The 17267-nt window shown below is 60.2% G+C and carries 14 protein-coding genes and 1 pseudogene; 6 read left to right on the forward strand and 9 right to left on the reverse strand.

Annotated elements, in window-relative coordinates; genetic code table 11:
* Window positions 1-25: 25 nt before the first annotated feature.
* The 9 genes from ABEH28_RS19230 to edd form a co-directional block, all read right to left on the reverse strand.
* A complete protein-coding gene (locus tag ABEH28_RS19230) occupies window positions 26-1381 on the reverse strand; it encodes a carbohydrate porin (protein WP_192171796.1) in 1356 nt (451 codons plus the stop codon).
* 137 nt (window positions 1382-1518) lie between these two features.
* On the reverse strand, window positions 1519-2679 hold the full coding sequence (locus tag ABEH28_RS19235) for an ABC transporter ATP-binding protein (protein ID WP_282369628.1): 1161 nt from the start codon (window positions 2677-2679) through the stop codon (window positions 1519-1521).
* 2 nt (window positions 2680-2681) lie between these two features.
* Window positions 2682-3527 carry a carbohydrate ABC transporter permease gene (locus ABEH28_RS19240; RefSeq protein WP_133772127.1) on the reverse strand — a complete coding sequence of 282 codons (846 nt, stop codon included), beginning with the start codon at window positions 3525-3527 and terminating at the stop codon, window positions 2682-2684.
* Complete coding sequence (locus ABEH28_RS19245) at window positions 3520-4428, reverse strand: sugar ABC transporter permease (RefSeq protein WP_037014845.1); 909 nt, start codon at window positions 4426-4428, stop codon at window positions 3520-3522. Before ABEH28_RS19245 ends, ABEH28_RS19240 begins: the two co-directional genes overlap by 8 nt.
* 156 nt (window positions 4429-4584) lie before the next feature.
* Window positions 4585-5871, reverse strand: a complete 1287-nt coding sequence (locus ABEH28_RS19250) for an ABC transporter substrate-binding protein (protein WP_122535890.1) — start codon at window positions 5869-5871, stop codon at window positions 4585-4587.
* Between the two features lie 138 nt (window positions 5872-6009).
* Window positions 6010-7470 (reverse strand): ATP-binding protein, encoded by a 1461-nt coding sequence (locus tag ABEH28_RS19255; RefSeq protein WP_282369619.1) that lies wholly within the window; start codon window positions 7468-7470, stop codon window positions 6010-6012.
* Between the two features lie 6 nt (window positions 7471-7476).
* Window positions 7477-8214: a response regulator transcription factor gene (locus ABEH28_RS19260; RefSeq protein WP_122535887.1), complete on the reverse strand. Its 738-nt coding sequence runs from the start codon at window positions 8212-8214 to the stop codon at window positions 7477-7479.
* Window positions 8215-8315: 101 nt separating this feature from the next.
* Window positions 8316-9290 (reverse strand): glucokinase, encoded by a 975-nt coding sequence (locus ABEH28_RS19265; RefSeq protein WP_282369618.1) that lies wholly within the window; start codon window positions 9288-9290, stop codon window positions 8316-8318.
* Window positions 9287-11113, reverse strand: coding sequence for a phosphogluconate dehydratase (edd, locus tag ABEH28_RS19270; protein WP_282369615.1), 1827 nt, complete (start codon window positions 11111-11113; stop codon window positions 9287-9289). The genes ABEH28_RS19265 and edd overlap by 4 nt, the downstream gene beginning before the upstream one ends.
* A gap of 234 nt (window positions 11114-11347) precedes the next feature.
* On the opposite strand from edd, the gene gap reads away from it, so the two are divergent.
* The 6 genes and pseudogenes from gap (at window position 11348) to ABEH28_RS19300 (ending at window position 17196) form a co-directional block, all read left to right on the forward strand.
* Complete coding sequence (gene gap, locus ABEH28_RS19275; protein ID WP_122535884.1) at window positions 11348-12349, forward strand: type I glyceraldehyde-3-phosphate dehydrogenase; 1002 nt, start codon at window positions 11348-11350, stop codon at window positions 12347-12349.
* A gap of 224 nt (window positions 12350-12573) precedes the next feature.
* Entirely contained in the window at window positions 12574-13089 is a 516-nt protein-coding gene (locus ABEH28_RS19280; RefSeq protein ID WP_282369613.1) for a sigma-70 family RNA polymerase sigma factor, read from the forward strand.
* 81 nt (window positions 13090-13170) lie between these two features.
* The gene (locus ABEH28_RS19285; protein WP_244655872.1) at window positions 13171-13416 is read left to right on the forward strand and encodes a FecR/PupR family sigma factor regulator; all 246 of its coding nucleotides are present in this window, start codon (window positions 13171-13173) and stop codon (window positions 13414-13416) included.
* A 319-nt stretch (window positions 13417-13735) separates the two neighbouring features.
* Window positions 13736-15955 (forward strand): annotated as a pseudogene (locus ABEH28_RS19290) (TonB-dependent hemoglobin/transferrin/lactoferrin family receptor); the annotation flags it as partial.
* Window positions 15956-16044: 89 nt separating this feature from the next.
* Window positions 16045-16644: a biliverdin-producing heme oxygenase gene (locus ABEH28_RS19295; RefSeq protein WP_346630835.1), complete on the forward strand. Its 600-nt coding sequence runs from the start codon at window positions 16045-16047 to the stop codon at window positions 16642-16644.
* Window positions 16645-16737: 93 nt separating this feature from the next.
* Window positions 16738-17196 (forward strand): YbaN family protein, encoded by a 459-nt coding sequence (locus ABEH28_RS19300; RefSeq protein WP_346630836.1) that lies wholly within the window; start codon window positions 16738-16740, stop codon window positions 17194-17196.
* The last annotated feature ends 71 nt before the right edge of the window (window positions 17197-17267 follow it).

Below are 17267 nucleotides of genomic sequence, written 5' to 3' on the forward strand. Positions count from 1 at the left end.
GAGCGCGGAGGAGCGTCCGCTTAACTTAGAACTTCGACTGAATCTTGATACCGGCAACCAGTGCGTTCTGAACGTCGTCCACACCGCCCGGGCTCTTCACGTACTGCAGGTTGGGACGCACGGTCAGCCAGTCGGTTACGTGCACGCCGTAGTAGATTTCCGAGTTGTATTCGGTCTTCTGGATCGGCAGGTAGCCTGGGTTGTCGTAGTCTTCGATGCCGTTGACGGCGTTGACCAGACGACGGTTGTCCTGGGCATCATCGTTCACGTGGATACGCGCGACGCCGATACCGATGTCATCCTTCGGACGTGCATCGAACGGGCCTTTGTAGACGAAGCCGACCTGCTGGTAGTTGTCGACGAAGTTGGTGGCTTTGTCATGCACAGTCGCGTTGGCGAAAATGCTCAGACCACGGGATGCGTCGCCGTTGTGCGCGGTCAGCTGTTGCTGAGCCACGACCCACCAGCCGTGCTTGTCTTTGTGGGACTTGAAGTCACCGCCGGCGATTGCCTGAGGCTGACCGTTTTCGTTCTCGTAGAGATCGTCGGCGCTCGGGTTACTCACGTAGTAGCCCAGACGGTATTCGCCTGGCAGCGAGTTGACGTTCGGCGACCACACCACTTCAACCGGTACCACGGTGCCTTTGGAGCCGCTGCCGCTGAGTTTGAAGCTGTTGCCGGTTTCGAGGTACGAAGGGTTCTGCTCGTAGACGCCGATCTGGGCGAACAACTCAGGCGTGATGTTGTACTTCACGCGGGCAGCCCACTGGCTGACAGGCCAGTTGTACCAGGTGTTGACGTAGTTACCGACCTGCGAGCCGCAGAACGAAAGGTTCTGGAAGTCGCAAGGGAAGCTGTTGAAGTCTTCGCCTTCACCGAAACGACCAACCTTGATGTCCAGCTTGCCGTCGAAGTACTTCTGCTTGACCCACATCTGGGTCAGACGCCAGGTCTGGCCACGGCCCCAGACTTCCTGGGAGGAGCTGAGCGTGCCGGCACGCGGATCGCCGATACGGTCGTTGGAGATGTTGTTGCCGCTGCGCTCGGTGATCGCGAGCTTGAACTCTGCGTCGTGCCAGCCGAGGATTTTTTGCAGGTCCATTTGTACGCCGAACGCAAACTGGTCGCTGTAGCGGCCGGTTCTGTCGTCGTTATAACCACCGTTGAGGTTGGAGGCGGCTTCGCCTACGTACTCGATCGGGAAGTCGTAACCCTTGTCGTACAGCTCTTGACGCAGACCACCCCAATCGCCGGTCATGTGCTCGCTGGCTTTGAAAGGCTCCATTGCAGACGCCGTTCCGGAAATCGTCAACGCGCTCAGGACAGACAACCCACCGATCAGCTGAAACTGGTTAAGCGACTTGTTACGTACCTTTTTCATCCCTTGGATCCTCGTTTTATTGTTATTAGCTTTTGAACAGCGTTGTAACCACGTACATCGTGTGCATGACGGGTTTTGTACGGCAGACATCCACCCGTCACAGGTGCTCGTTTGTGCAGTGCTCCTGCACATCGGGATCAGTTGCGGTTGAGCCGCGTGACATTCCCCATGTTCTCCACCGACTGACTCGGTGCCAGGACGCCAAGGCGCTCGCCGGTTTTGGCGTCGAACAGCAGAACCTTCGCCGGATCGAACTGCAACGTCAAGGTCTCGCCCACAGCGGGTGCAATATCCGGCGCCAGACGGCAGCAGACCTTGCTCTCGTTGAGGGTAACGAATACCAGCGTATCCGGGCCAGTCGGCTCGGTCACCTGGACTTCGGCGCGAATGGTCGGCAGACCGGCAGCATCACCGGACGCTAGCACGATCTGCTCGGGACGCAGGCCCAGAATCACCTCACGGTCCTCAAGACCGGCGTCGTTCATGCTCATCGGCAGCTCGCAACGGGCCTGACCGCTGTCGAGCAGCGCGACGAGGCGACCGTCCTTGCGTTGCAGGCGCAGCGGGATGAAGTTCATCGGCGGCGAGCCGATGAAGCTGGCCACGAACAGGTTGGCCGGATCGTTGTAGATCTGCTTTGGCGTGCCGAACTGCTGAATGATGCCGTCCTTCATGACCGCCACTTTGTCGCCCAGTGTCATCGCTTCGATCTGGTCGTGGGTCACGTAGACCGTGGTGGTCTTCAGGCGCTGGTGCATCAGCTTCATTTCGGTACGCATCTCGACGCGCAGCTTCGCATCGAGGTTGGAAAGCGGCTCGTCGAACAGGTAAATCTTCGGCCGACGGGCCAGCGCCCGGCCCATGGCCACGCGCTGTTGCTGACCACCGGAGAGCTGCCCCGGCTTGCGATTGAGCAGGTGTTCGATCTGCAGCAGCTTGGCGACCCGCGCCACTTCGGCGTCGATGTCGGCTTGGGCCATCTTGCGAATCTTCAGCCCGAACTCGATGTTCTCGCGCACGCTCATGGTCGGGTACAGCGCGTAGGACTGGAAGACCATCGCGATGTCGCGATCCTTCGGGCTCATGCCGCTGACGTCCTGATCACCGATCATGATCGCGCCGCCGGTAATGTTTTCCAGCCCGGCGATGCAGTTCATCAGGGTCGACTTACCGCAGCCCGAAGGGCCGACCAGAATCAGGAACTCGCCTTCTTTGATGGAGAGTTCGATGTTCTTCAGGGTGTCCGGCAAACCGGCCCCGTAAGTCTTGTTTACATTGCGTAGTTCAAGCGTTGCCATGATTACCCCTTGACTGCGCCGGCCGTGAGCCCGCGCACGAAATACTTGCCTGCGACCACGTAGACCAGCAGGGTCGGCAGACCGGCGATCATCGCCGCCGCCATATCAACGTTGTATTCCTTGACGCCTGTGCTGGTGTTGACCAGGTTGTTCAGCGCGACCGTGATCGGCTGCGAATCACCGCTGGAGAACACCACGCCGAACAGGAAGTCGTTCCAGATCTGGGTGAACTGCCAGATCAGGCAGACCATGATGATCGGCGTCGACATCGGCAGAATGATCCGACGGAAGATGGTGAAGAAGCCGGCGCCATCCAGACGTGCCGCTTTCACCAGTGCGTCCGGAATACTGACGTAGTAGTTGCGGAAGAACAGCGTGGTGAACGCCAGACCGTAAACGACGTGGACGAACACGAGACCTGTGGTGGTGCTGGCCAGGCCCATTTTGCCCAGCGTGAAAGACGCCGGCAGCAGGACGGTCTGGAACGGCAGGAAGCAACCGAACAGCAGCAGACCGAAGAACAACTGCGAACCGCGGAAGCGCCACATCGACAGCACGTAGCCGTTCAGCGCACCAATGGTGGTGGAGATCAGCACCGCCGGAACGGTGATCAGGAACGAGTTCCAGAAGTAACCTTTCACCGTCGCCCAGGCTTTGATCCAGCCGATGGCCGTCACTTCGGTCGGCCAGCTGAGCAGGTTGCCGCTGCCGATGTCTTCCGGCGACTTGAAGCTGGTCAGCAGCATCACCACCAGCGGCACCAGATAAATGAATACCGCAACGATCAGCACCGCATAGATGGCGACGCGGCTCAGGCTGAGGGCGGGCTTGTTGGCGAGACTAGTCATTGCGCTTGGCCCTCAGCTCGGAATACAGATAAGGCACGAGGATGGCGAGAATCGCGCCGAGCATCAGGATCGCACTGGCGGAACCCATGCCCATCTGGCCACGGCTGAAGGTGAACGAGTACATGAACATCGCGGGCAGGTCAGACGAGTAGCCCGGGCCACCGGCCGTCATGGCCGCGACCAGGTCGAAGCTTTTGATGGCGATGTGCGCCAGAATCATGACCGCACTGAAGAACACCGGACGCAGGCTTGGCAGCACGACCTTCCAGTAGATTTTCGGCATGCTCGCGCCGTCGATCTGCGCAGCACGGATGATCGACTGATCAACGCCACGAAGGCCGGCCAGGAACATCGCCATGATGAAGCCCGACGCCTGCCATACCGCAGCGATCACCAGGCAGTAAACGACGCGGTCCGGATCGATCAGCCAGTCCAGGCGGAAGCCTTCCCAGCCCCAGTCACGCAGCAGTTTGTCCAGGCCCATGCCCGGGTTGAGCAGCCATTTCCAGGCCGTACCGGTCACGATCATCGACAGCGCCATCGGGTACAGATAAATGGTGCGGATAAAGCCTTCGCGGCGGATGCGCTGATCCAGGAAGACCGCCAGCAGCACGCCAACCACCATGCTGATGCCGATGAACATGCCACCGAACACCGCGAGGTTTTTGCTGGCTACCCACCAGCGGTCGTTGTCGAACAACCGCGCGTATTGCGCCAGACCCACGAATTTGTAGGTCGGCAGGAAAGTCGAGTTGGTGAACGACAGAACGAACGTCCACAGGATATAGCCGTAGAAGCCCACCAATACGATGAACATGCTGGGCGCCAGCACCAGTTTGGGTAGCCAGCGCTGCAGTGCATCGAACGGCGAGGCTTTGCTGAACACAGCAACAGAACTCATGGTGAAATCCAGTACAGAAGAATGAAGAGTGCAAACACGCCGCCGTCTGTGGGAGTGAGCTTGCTCGCGAGGCGGTGTGTCAGTGCCGTCTGTATTGGCTGACATGACGCCATCGCGAGCAAGCTCACTCCTACATGGAGCAAGGGGTGTTACGGCTTACTTGGCAGACTTGATCGCAGCGCCCAGCTTCTTCGCCGCGTCGGCCGGATCGGCTTTCGGGTCGTTGATGAAGTTGGTCACGACGTCAAAGAAAGCGCCCTGCACGGCCAGTGTGGTGGCCATGTTGTGCGCCATGCTTGGTTGCAGGCCGCCGGTTTTGGCGTCAGCCAGGAAGTCCTTGGCAGCGGTCTGGGCGCACGAGTCAAAACCGTACTTGCCCATGTCAGCCAGCATGTCGTTGCGAACCGGGATCGAGCCCTTGTTGATGCTGAAGACTTTCTGGAAGTTTTCACCCAACACGACCTTGGCGATGTCCTGCTGACCGGCAGCAGTGCCCGCGTCTTTCTGCTTGAACACAGCCAGGGAGTCGATGTTGTAGGTGAACGCCTTGTCGGTGCCCGGGAACGCTACGCACTCGTAGTCCTTGCCGGCGACTTTCTTGGCAGCGGTCCATTCACTCTTGGCCCAGTCACCCATGATCTGCATGCCGGCCTTGCCGTTGATGACTTTGGCGGCTTCCAGGTTCCAGTCCTGGCCTTTGCCGTCGGCATCCATGTAGGTGGCGACTTTCTTCAGCTCGGTGAGCGACTTGACCATTTCAGGGCCGGTCAGCGCAGCGTTGTCGAGGTCGACCAGTGCCTTTTTGTAACCATCAGCGCCCATGACAGAGAGAACGACGGCTTCAAAAACAGTGCTGTCCTGCCAAGGCTGGCCACCGTGGGCCAGAGGGATGAAGCCTGCCGCTTTGAGCTTGTCGCCCGCTGCGTAGAATTCTTCGAGGGTGGTAGGGGCTTTTTCGATACCGGCTTTCTTGAAGACTTCCGGGTTGATCCACAGCCAGTTGACGCGGTGGATGTTCACCGGCACGGCGACGTAGTCACCGTCGTACTTCACGGTGTCGGAGACTTTCTTGTCCAGCAGGCTGTCCCACTTCTCCTCTTTGGAGACGTTTTTAAGCACGTCGGTATCAAGCAGGCCGGTAGAGGCCCATTCCTGGATGTCCGGGCCTTTGATCTGGGCAACGCCAGGCGGGTTGCCAGCAACGGCGCGGCTCTTGAGCACGGTCATTGCGGTTGCACCGCCGCCGCCTGCGACGGCGCCGTCTTTCCAGGTGAAACCGTCTTTTTCAACTTGCGCGCGGAGCACATCGACAGCGGCTTTTTCGCCACCGGACGTCCACCAGTGCACAACTTCGACAGTGCCTTTGGCATCAGCCGCCATGGCGCTCAGAGGGAACAACGAGGCGAGGGAAATAAGTGCAGCGAGACGGGAAATCGAATTCATATCTGACCTTTCTTGTTGTTATGCATGAGCAAGTCGTGGCGCTTGCGCTGCGTGGATTCTAACCAAGGGGTTAGAGCGGACGGTAACGAAGGGATGCGCAAATGTCACAGGGCTGTGACATTGAGGAAAGGGACCGGATTACTCCACTCCACGCGGCAGATAGAGCGTGACCCGCAACCCGCCTTCGCGCATGTTCTGCAACGTCACTTCGCCGCCGTGGCTGTGGGCAATATTGCGGGCGATGCCAAGCCCCAGCCCGTAACCCTGCTGGTGTTTGCCGGCCAGCCGGAAGTGCGGTTCGAAGACTTGTTCCATTCGCTGTTCAGGCACGCCCGGGCCTTCATCTTCGACGTGAAGAATGAACGCGTCGGCGTCGTCTTCAACGAACAGGTGCGCACGGTCGCCGTATTTGATGGCGTTATCGATCAGGTTGCCCATGCACCGGCGCAGCGCCAGGGGCTTGCCGTAGTACATCGACATCGCCTTGCCGTGCAACGTGACACGGCCTGCACCGTCAGCGGAGAGATAGGGCTCGATCAGGCAATCCAGCGCGTGATTGAGGTCGACCGGCTCGATGTTCTCGTGAATGTCGGTGTCCTTCACGCACTGCAACGCGCCTTTGACCAGCAACTCCAGCTCATCCAGGTCACGGGTGAATTTGGCCTGCATCTGTTCGTCTTCGAGCAGCTCGACGCGCAGCCGCAAGCGAGTGATCGGGGTGCGCAGGTCGTGGGAAATCGCGCTGAAGAGCTGGCCGCGTTCGGTCAGGTAACGGCTGATGCGATCGCGCATGGTGTTGAACGCGCGGGTCACTTCCACCACTTCACTGCCGCCGCCCTCCACCACCGGCTCGACGTCAGCGCCCAACGACAGATCCCGCGCGGCATGGGCCAGACGCTTGAGCGGCCCACTCTGCCAGTGCACCAGCAGACCGATGAAGACCAACAGAAAAATACTGGTCAAAGCAATGAACCAGACTTGCTGCGAGGGCAGGCCTTCCGCTTCGAGCATGGTGTAGGGCTCAGGCAGCAGCGAGGCGATGTACAGCCATTCGCCGGGCGACAGCTCGATCTGCGTGACCAGCACGGGCGGATTGACCGGTTCAAGGGTCAGCGCGTAATGGGCCCATGAGCGCGGAAGTTCGTCGAGTCTGAGACCGCTGTTGAAAATGCGCAGGTCTTCGGGACGCACGAAGCGGACCAGGATGTCGGGATCAGCGCCGAGGTTTTGCCGCAGCACCTGACCGACCACATCGATGACCGCCGTCTTGCGCACGGTGGGCTCAAGCACCTGCATTTCCAGCGGCCGATCGTTGAGCGACACAAAGAAACGCGTGCCGCCCATGCTGCGCAATTGATCGAGCACCAGCGGCCGAAACGCAACGGGGAGCGAGCGGAAGTAACTCACACTCGCCGCCATGGAAAAACCCAGACTGCGGGCGCTGGTGACCAGGCCTTCCATCTGCGTGGCGCGCAGTTGCGAAAGCCAGATCAGGCTGGACAGGGTTTGCGCCAGCAACACGGCGAGCAAGGTCAGCAGCAGCATGCGTCCGAGCAGCGAACGCGGCACCGGCAAGCGGCGTTTCCTGTCGGTCACCATTGAGTATCAGTAACCGTTGCCGGCTTGGGGGAGCACATTGGCTGCCAGCAGATAACCACTGCCTCGCACGGTGCGGATCAAACGCGGAGCCTTGCCAGTGTCACGCAAACGCTGACGCAGGCGGCTGACCGCCATGTCGACGATGCGCTCCAGCGGCATCAGCTCACGGCCACGGGTGGCGTTGCCGATGGTGTCGCGATCGAGAATCTGTTGGGGGTTGTCGAGAAACAGTTTAAGCAGCGCGAAATCAGCGCCGGACAAAATCACTTCTTCACCGTCGTTGTGAAACAGCCGATGACTGACCATGTCCAGCCGCCATTCATCGAACACCAGCACTTCACCGCCGCTGCGTTCCTGGCCGAACTGGGCACGGCGCAACAGGGCTTTGATCCGGGCCTGAAGCTCACGGGGGCTGAAGGGTTTGGCCATGTAATCATCGGCGCCGAGTTCCAGACCAATGACACGGTCGGCCTCGTCGGAGCTGGCGGTGAGCATGATGATGGGAATATGCGGTTGACGCGGATGCTGCCTGACCCAGCGACACAGGCTGAAGCCGTCTTCATCAGGGAGCATCACGTCGAGAATCAGCAGGTCGCTGGCCTCTTCGTTGAATGCCTGTCGAAACTCGGCCCCATCGCCGACCGTGCGCACCTGAAAACCGGATCGGCTCAGGTAGGCTTGCAGCAACTCGCAAATCTCCTGGTCATCGTCGACCACCAGAATCGATTTACTGACAGCGTTCACATGGTCGTCCTTGTGAGCAATGGATTGTTGTTATAGGTGGAGCAGTTGCGAGCTTCAAGCTTTAAGCCGCAAGCCAGCCATGCGCGGCCTTGACTTGCAGCTTATAGCTTGCCGCTAGCGCTCGCCGCATATTGATCCAGCGCCACGCCTGCGCCCATCAGGCCGGGGTACTCGGCCGTGACCAGCCAGACCGGCACGTCATTGAAGTAATCCTTCATCAGTCCCTTCTCGGCGAACGCCTTGTTGAAGCCGCTCTGCATGAAGAAATCAACGAACCGCGGGATCACGCCACCGGCAATATACACGCCGCCGCGTCCGCCGACAGTCAGTACGTTATTGCCCGCCACCCGGCCGAGGAATACACAGAACTGCTCGAGCACCGCGCTGGCGACCGGATCGCCCTTGAGCGCCGCCGAGGTAATGGCCGCCGGGGATTTGAGTTCAGGCTCGATCTCGTCCAGCCCGCAGCTGACTTGATACAGCAGCAACAGCCCGGCGCCACTCAGAATCGTCTCGGCGCTGACATGCTCGTGGGTCGCCATCAACCGCATCCACAGCAGGGCTTCGCGAGGCGTGCCGATCGGCAAATCAACGTGACCGCCCTCCCCCGGCACCGCAGTCCATCGCGCTTCGCCGCTGCGGATCAACGTGCCGACGCCAAGGCCGGTGCCTGGCCCGATCACCACCCGCGCACCACGAGGATCGCCCTTGCCATGACGCACGGTCAGGTACTCGTCGTCCTTCAGGCGGGTCATGCCCAGCGCCATGGCGGTGAAGTCGTTGACCAGGATCAGGTGGTCGATCTTCAGCTCGGCGCAGAACGCCTGCCGGTTGATCTTCCAGTGGCTGTTGGTGAAGTGGAAATCGTCGCCGGTCACCGGCCCGGCCACCGCCAGACAAATGGAGGTGACATCACCGCGCTGCAATTCCAGGTCCTGCAGATAGACCGTCAGGGCCTTTTCAGGACTCGCGTAATCGACCGTTGCGAACACGCGGATCGAATGCAACTGATCGTCTTCCCAAATGGCAAACCGCGCATTTGTGCCGCCGATATCACCCACCATCGCCAATGTCACTTGAGCGTCTCCAGATTCGAAGTAAAGGCGCTGGCGCCCTTCTCTGCCGAGCTGAAGGCCATGCGCATGAAGCCGAACAATTCGCGCCCGCTGCCCACGTTATGGGACAAGCGACCGATGGCCGGCTCTCTGGCGGCCAATTCTGCCGGTTCGACCAGAACTTGCAACGTTCCTTTCACGCCATCGACACGAATGAGATCCCCATCACGTACCAACGCCAGCGGTCCGCCGTCGGAGGCTTCCGGGCAAACGTGAATCGCCGCCGGGATTTTCCCGGACGCGCCGGACATGCGCCCATCAGTAATCAGCGCCACCTTGAACCCACGGTCCTGCAGCACGCCCAGAAACGGCGTCATCTTGTGCAGCTCCGGCATGCCATTGGAGCGCGGGCCCTGGAAACGCATGACGGCGACAAAATCGCATTCCAGTTCACCGGCCTTGAAGGCGTCGGCGAGGTCTTGCTGGTCTTCGAACACTTTGGCGGGGGCTTCGACGATCTGATGCTCCAGCGCAACGGCGGAGACCTTCATCACGCCACGGCCCAGGTTGCCTTCCATCACCCGCAGGCCGCCCTCGGCCGAGAACGGACGGGCAATCGGGCGCAGGACGTTTTCGTCGAGGCTTTCGACCGGGCCATCGCGCCACACCAGCGTGCCTTCTTCCAGGAACGGCTCCTGGGTGTAGCGACGCAGACCACGGCCCATGACCGTGTTCACGTCTTCGTGCATCAGGCCCGCGTCGAGCAGCTCGCGGATCAGGAACGACATGCCGCCGGCAGCCTGGAAGTGGTTGATGTCGGCTTTGCCGTTCGGGTAGACGTGGGACAGGGTCGGCACGACTTCCGACAGATCGGCCATGTCCTGCCAGGTCAGCTGAATGCCCGCGCATTGGGCAATCGCCGGCATGTGCAGCGTGTGATTGGTGGAACCGCCCGTCGCGTGCAGGGCAACAATCGAGTTGACCAGCGAACGTTCGTCCACAATCTCTCCGAGAGGGATGAAGTCGCCGCTTTGTTTGGTCAGACGCGTGACCTGGAACGCCGCCTCGCGTGTCAGGGCATCGCGTAGCGGCGTGTAGGGATTGACGAAAGAGGCGCCCGGAAGATGCAGACCCATGACTTCCATGAGCAACTGGTTGGTGTTCGCCGTGCCGTAGAACGTGCAAGTGCCCGGGCCGTGGTAGGACTTCATTTCCGAGTCCAGCAGCTCTTCGCGGGTTGCCTTGCCTTCGGCGTAGCGCTGACGCACGTCGGCTTTCTCTTTGTTGGAGATGCCCGAGACCATCGGCCCGCCCGGTACAAAAATCGTCGGCAGATGACCGAAACGCAGCGACCCCATCAGCAGGCCCGGAACGATCTTGTCGCAGATGCCCAGCATCAGCGCACCGTCGAACATGTTGTGGGACAAAGCCACCGCTGTTGCCATCGCAATGACTTCTCGGCTGGCGATACTCAACTCCATGCCCGGCTCGCCCTGAGTGACACCGTCACACATGGCCGGAACGCCACCGGCAAACTGCCCCACCGAACCGATTTCGCGCAGCGCTTTTTTGATCTGTTCGGGGAAGTGTTCGTACGGCTGATGCGCCGAGAGCATGTCGTTGTAGGAAGAGACGATGGCAATGTTGGCCGCATTCATCATGCGCAGGCTGTTCTTGTCTTCGGGACCACATGCCGCGACACCGTGGGCGAAGTTGGCACATTGCAACTTGCCGCGCATCGGCCCGTCGCTCGCCGCACCCCGGATCAATTGCAGGTAGCGTTGACGGGTTTCACGGCTGCGAGCAATCAGCCGTTCGGTTACCTCAAGGACGCGGGGATGCATGTCATGGACTCCAGGCTAGCGATGTGGTCACTCGTTCAGGCGCTTTCACCAGGCTGCGATCAAATCCGGGGCTCAGACGAGAGCGGCGGCAAGCACTTGATTTTCAGCCAGTTGTGACGGCCAGACGGGTTTCTATTTGTAGATAAAACAAAATACTGCCACTAAAAGGGGTTGTTTTCTATTTTTATGAGAATAATCTTGTAATTCCAACAACAAATTCTTGAGGACGGGTGTATGACTCTCCGCATCGCAATCAATGGCTTTGGCCGAATCGGCCGCAACGTCCTACGCGCACTCTATACCCAAGGCTACCGTCAGGACCTGCAAGTCGTCGCCATCAACGACTTGGGCGACAGCGAGATCAACGCCCACCTCCTGAAATTCGATACGGTTCACGGGCAATTCGACGGTTCCGTTGAACACGATCAGGAAAGCCTGACCGTCAATGGTGACCGAATTGCGGTCAGCGCGATCCGCAACCCGGCCGAGCTGCCGTGGAAATCCCTGGACATCGACGTGGTGTTCGAATGCACCGGCCTGTTCACCGACCGCACCAAGGCCGCTGCCCACATCACCGCCGGCGCCAAGAAAGTGATTATTTCTGCACCGGCCAAAGGCGCCGATGCGACGATCGTCTACGGCGTTAACCATGATGTACTTCGCCAATCCCATCAGGTCATCTCCAACGCATCCTGCACCACCAACTGCCTGGCGCCGGTCGCTCAGGTGCTGAACCGTGAACTGGGCATCGAGAGCGGTCTGATGACCACCATCCACGCCTACACCAACGACCAGAACCTGATCGACGTCTACCACACCGACCCGTACCGCGCGCGTTCGGCGACTCAGTCGATGATCCCGAGCAAGACCGGCGCTGCCGAAGCGGTCGGCCTGGTGCTGCCGGAACTGGCGGGCAAGCTGACCGGCATGGCCGTGCGTGTGCCGGTGATCAACGTGTCGCTGGTCGACCTGACCATTCAGCTCAAGCGCGATGCGACGGCCGAAGAAGTCAACGCGATCATGAAAGAAGCGGCCCAGCATTCGAAGATCCTCGGATACAACACCCTGCCGCTGGTTTCCCACGACTTCAATCACAACCCGCTGTCGTCGATCTTCGATGCGAACCACACCAAAGTCAGCGGTCGCCTGCTGAAGGTGCTGGCGTGGTACGACAACGAATGGGGCTTCTCCAACCGCATGCTGGATAACTGTCTGGCGTTAATGAACGCCGAGTAAGCAAGTAACGGGATCCCCTCAATGTAGGAGCGAGCTTGCTCGCGAAGACGGAATTCAAGCCGCTGGACCGTCAGCGGATTTACCAGGCTCTTCGCGATCAACTCCCTCCCCGGTAATGACTGCCGTCCCGGTGAACGGCCCTTACAATCTGTGCAAATCCCTGCCTTGACCTGACGTCTAGATGATAAGCATTATCATCTACTGAATTCTCGTCGGGTGTCCCTGTGACTCAGTCGCACTTCAATACTGTCTTCCTCGCCCGGCGAACCATGCTGTTGCGCACGCTTCAGCGCATGGTCCGCAGTCACACCGCCGCCGAAGACCTGCTCCAGGAAACCTACCTGCGTGTCACCCGCGCACTCACTGAGCGAGCCATCGAGCACCTCGAACCCTTCGTCTTCCAGACCGCGCGCAATCTGGCCCTGGATCATCTGCGCGCCCGCCGCGTTCACGCGCGCACCATCAATGACGATGCGCCGATCAGCGATATTCATAATGTCGTCGCCCCCCACTCCGCGCTGGAGGACGCCGCCCACGCCAACCGTCTGCTGGAAAGCCTGAGCGCGAGCCTGGAAACCCTGTCGCCCCGGCAGCAGAAAATCTTCACCCTCAGTCGGCTTCACGGCGCAAGTTATCTGGAAATCGCCGAGCAACTGGGCGTGTCCACCAGCACCGTGCAAAAAGAATTGAAGCTGATCATGACGCTCTGCCTGAGTGTCGCGGCGCGCCTGGATCACTGAGTTTCATCCGCAAGAATTCGTCAGTGGGTGCTTCTGAGTGACGCTACAATGCCGGCCAAACCGTGGACCTGAGGACGCTCCTTGACGGACTCCCAATCACCCCGCCGCGCTCAAGCCGATGCATCGGGCACTGCCGAGACGATGGACCAGGCCCTGACCTGGCTGATCGAGCTGGAAATCGCAGATGCCGCAACCCACGCGCGCTTTCTGGAATGGCTCGAAGCCGATCCCGCCCACCGAGAAGCGTTTGCCAGCGCCGAGACCGTGTGGCACTCGCAAACGGTATTCGATGCAGCAGCGGTGCTGGCTGTGCGGAAAAAAACCTGACGCCGGACTGCGCTCGCCAAGCTGCGGCGCCATGGCTTCAAACCTGATGATCTGACACTCACCGAAATTATTTTTACGCGATAGCCGCGACCCGCACGTCTAGTCATAGCCAATGCAACTGATTCCTATTTGAATCATCTCGCAACAACTATGACGACCCGCACGACAGGGAGCGCTATCCATGCTGTCCAGCTTCAACCCCGCCTCATACGCCTCGGCAAACGCCACTCACCACCTCGGGCTTTCCCTGCTGACCATCGCCGTTTTAGCGGCCGCGGTGCACAGTCCCGCCGTCGCTGCCGCCGAGCAAACCAGCGCGCTGGAACTGGAGCAGATCACAGTTAGCGCCACGCGTCAGGCGCAGTCGGTGGATTCGGTACCCGGCACGGTGACCGTGCAGGACCGAGCGTCGCTGGATCGTCGCAACGTCAACAGCATTCGCGACCTGGTACGCGACGAGCCTGGCGTTTCCGTGGGCGGGGCCGGCCAGCGTGCGGGCACCAGCGGCTACAACATCCGCGGCATTGATGGCGACCGGATCCTGACGCAGGTGGATGGCGTCGAAGTGCCGGACAACTTCTTCCAGGGCCCTTTCGCCAACACCCATCGCAATTACGTGGATCCGGAGATCATCAAGCGCGTCGAGATCCTGCGCGGGCCTGCGTCGGCACTGTATGGGAGCAGCGCCATTGGCGGGGCGGTGAGTTATTACACCCTCGACCCCGAGGACATCATCAAGCCGGGCAAGGATGTGGGCGCCCGTCTGAAAACCGGCTACAGCTCGGCAGACAACAGCTGGTTGAATTCATCTACGGTTGCGGGCCGCGCGGGGGATGTCGACGGTTTGCTGCACGTCAGCCAGCGCAACGGCCACGAGACCGAGTCCTACGGTGAGCATGGCGGGACCGGGCTGTCCCGAACGGCGGCCAATCCGGAAGACGCCCGCGCAACCAATGTCCTGGCCAAGCTGGGCTGGAACTACGGCGACAATGATCGTCTGGCGTTCACTTACGAGAAGTACAAGGACGATACCCATACCAATCAGAAGAGTGTGGTGGGTGGGCCTTTCAATGCCGGTGTTGGCTTCGGCTACTACGGTTCACGCGAAGGAAACGACGTTATCACCCGAGAGCGGTTTGGCCTGGAAAACAGCTTTGCGCTGGACAGCGTGCTGGCTGACAACGCCAAGTGGAGCTTGAACTACCAGATTGCCAAGACCGATCAAAATACCGTTGAAAGGTATCTGCCCTCCAACCCCAGAAGCGGGGCGGTTTCGCGAGATGTCTGGCGCACCCGCGACACCCATTACAAGGAACGCCAGTGGATCCTCGACGCACAGCTGGATAAAGCGTTCGACATTGGCGACACCCAGCACTTGCTGACGTACGGCTCGACCCTCAAGCAACAGAAGGTGACAGGGCTTCGAACAGGATCAGCCACCTGTGCGTCGGTCGTCGGAACCTGCCGCACCATCGGTGCAGTCAGCACCACTGCCTCCGACATCGTGGCACCCACCCACGACTTCCCGAATCCGACGATCACCACCTACGGGCTTTTCGCTCAGGATCAGATCAAGTGGGGCGACTGGACCTTCATGCCCGGCGCCCGCTACGACTACACCACGCTCGAACCAGACGCCACAGATTCATTCCTCAAAAGCGTCAACCTGAAAAGCAAGAGCGAGTTCGACGACAGCACCAAAAAATGGCATCGCCTGTCACCCAAGCTGGGCCTGACGTATGCGTTCAACGACGCCTACACCTGGTACGGCCAGTACGCCGAGGGCTTCCGCACGCCGAGCGCCAAAGCCTTGTATGGCCGCTTCGAAAACACCCGGGGCAATTACGTCGTCGAGCCCAATCCCGACCTGAAGCCGGAGACCAGCAAGAGCTACGAAACCGGGCTGCGCGGTCACTTCGACGAGGGCACGTTTGGTCTGGCGGTGTTCTACAACACGTATCGCGACTTCATTAATGAGGACGCAGTGATTCCAGCCAACTCCACCACCACGACCTTCCAGTCCAACAACATCAGGCACGCCACGATCAAGGGCGTTGAGCTCAAGGGCCGGCTGCACCTGGACAGCTTCGGCGCACCCGAAGGCCTCTACACCCGAGGCTCGCTGGCCTATCTGTACGGCCGCAACAACGACACCGGCCAGCCCCTCAATAGCATCAACCCGCTCACCGGCGTAGTCGGGCTGGGTTATGACCAGAACAACTACGGCGGTTTGCTTAACTGGACGCTGGTCAAGCGCAAGACGCGGGTCGACACCAGTAACTACTACGCCCCCGACGGTGCCACCCGGTTCAAGACGCCGGGCTTTGGCCTCGTCGATCTGACGGGCTATTACAAAGTCACCAACGACATCACGGTCAGCGGTGGCCTGTACAACCTCGCGGACAAAAAATACTGGCTGTGGGATGACGTGCGCGGTTACGACAGCGTTGGCGAAGCCGGTGCCACCGCCCCCGCCAACCTCGACCGACTGACCCAGCCAGGCCGCAATTTTGCCGTGAACGTAATGTGGGATATCTGACCGATCCCCGTTACAGGTGCGTGATTTTTTACGCGCCTGCAACGCTCGTTCGTCTTGTTAACAAACGCTTCATTTACAAGGAAGACCCTATGACCGGCAACGCCATTCGTCGCTCGCAACGACTGAACCAGATTACCCATGCCCCCCATGAACAACTGGACAAGGCGGTGAAAGCCAACGCGCCGTTCGAGACACTGGCCAGCTACCGCCGATTCCTCAGCGCCCAATACCTGTTCCAGGAAGAGCTGAAAACGCTGTACACGCACCCGCAGTTGATCGAGCTGATTGCCGACCTGGCCGATCGATGCCGCGCCGAACAGGCCAAAGCCGATCTGCTTGATCTTCAGGCTGACATCCCTGCCCCGGTCGCCGGCGCGGTCGATGGGCCCAGCCTTGCCGAGGCGCTGGGCTGGCTGTTCGTCTCGGAGGGTTCGAAGCTGGGCGCCGCCTTTCTGATCAAACGCGCCGTGGCCTTGAACCTCAGCGAGACGTTCGGCGCCCGCCATCTGGGTGAACCGTCAGGCGGTCGCGCCGAAGGCTGGAAACGCTTTGTCCGGATCATTGACGATCTGCCGTTCAACGCCGAGCAGGAGCGCGAGATAGACCGTGGCGCAGTGGCCGCCTTTGTACGTTTCAACGTGCTGCTGCAGCACGCCTACGCTCCAGCGTCCGAAGCGGAACCCGCCTGACGCCGGGCCTTTTGCGCCCGGCACTGATAAGCTGAGCGCCTTTGCGGGACCTGAAAATCCCGCAACACCTGTTCACTCTGCATTACCGAGACCATGACCCGTACTCCACCCGGCAGTAAACTGTCCCGCATCCTGTTTGGCATTCTCGCCTACGTGAGCCTGACCATCGGCATCATCGCGATTTTCATTCCGGGCCTGCCCACCACCGAATTCATTCTGCTGGCGGCGTGGGCGGCGACGCGTAGCTCGCCGCGCTTGAGCGCCTGGCTCGAGAATCATCGGGTGTTCGGACCGATGCTGAGTAACTGGCGAAACGGCAAGATGATTGCGCGCAAGGCCAAGATCAGCGCCACGGTCACCATGCTGATCTGCGCGGTCATGATGCTGGTGCTGCTGAAACACAATTGGTGGATCTACTTCGCGGTAGCCGGCATGGTGCTGGTCAATCTGTGGATCTGGTCACGGCCTGAGCCTTCGCGCCTTTCGCCCGCACAGCCGCCGTCGCCGTCGCCGTCGCCGTCGCCCAATCGTCACGACACTCCCGGACACTGAAATGCAGGACCGGCTTCAGCCGGGAAGAGGCCGGTTTGAACGCCGCGGGTAAAGCGCTGCGGCGCCTGACG

Source organism: Pseudomonas sp. Ps21-P2 (assembly GCF_039672565.1).
Taxonomy (GTDB): Bacteria; Pseudomonadota; Gammaproteobacteria; order Pseudomonadales; family Pseudomonadaceae; genus Aquipseudomonas.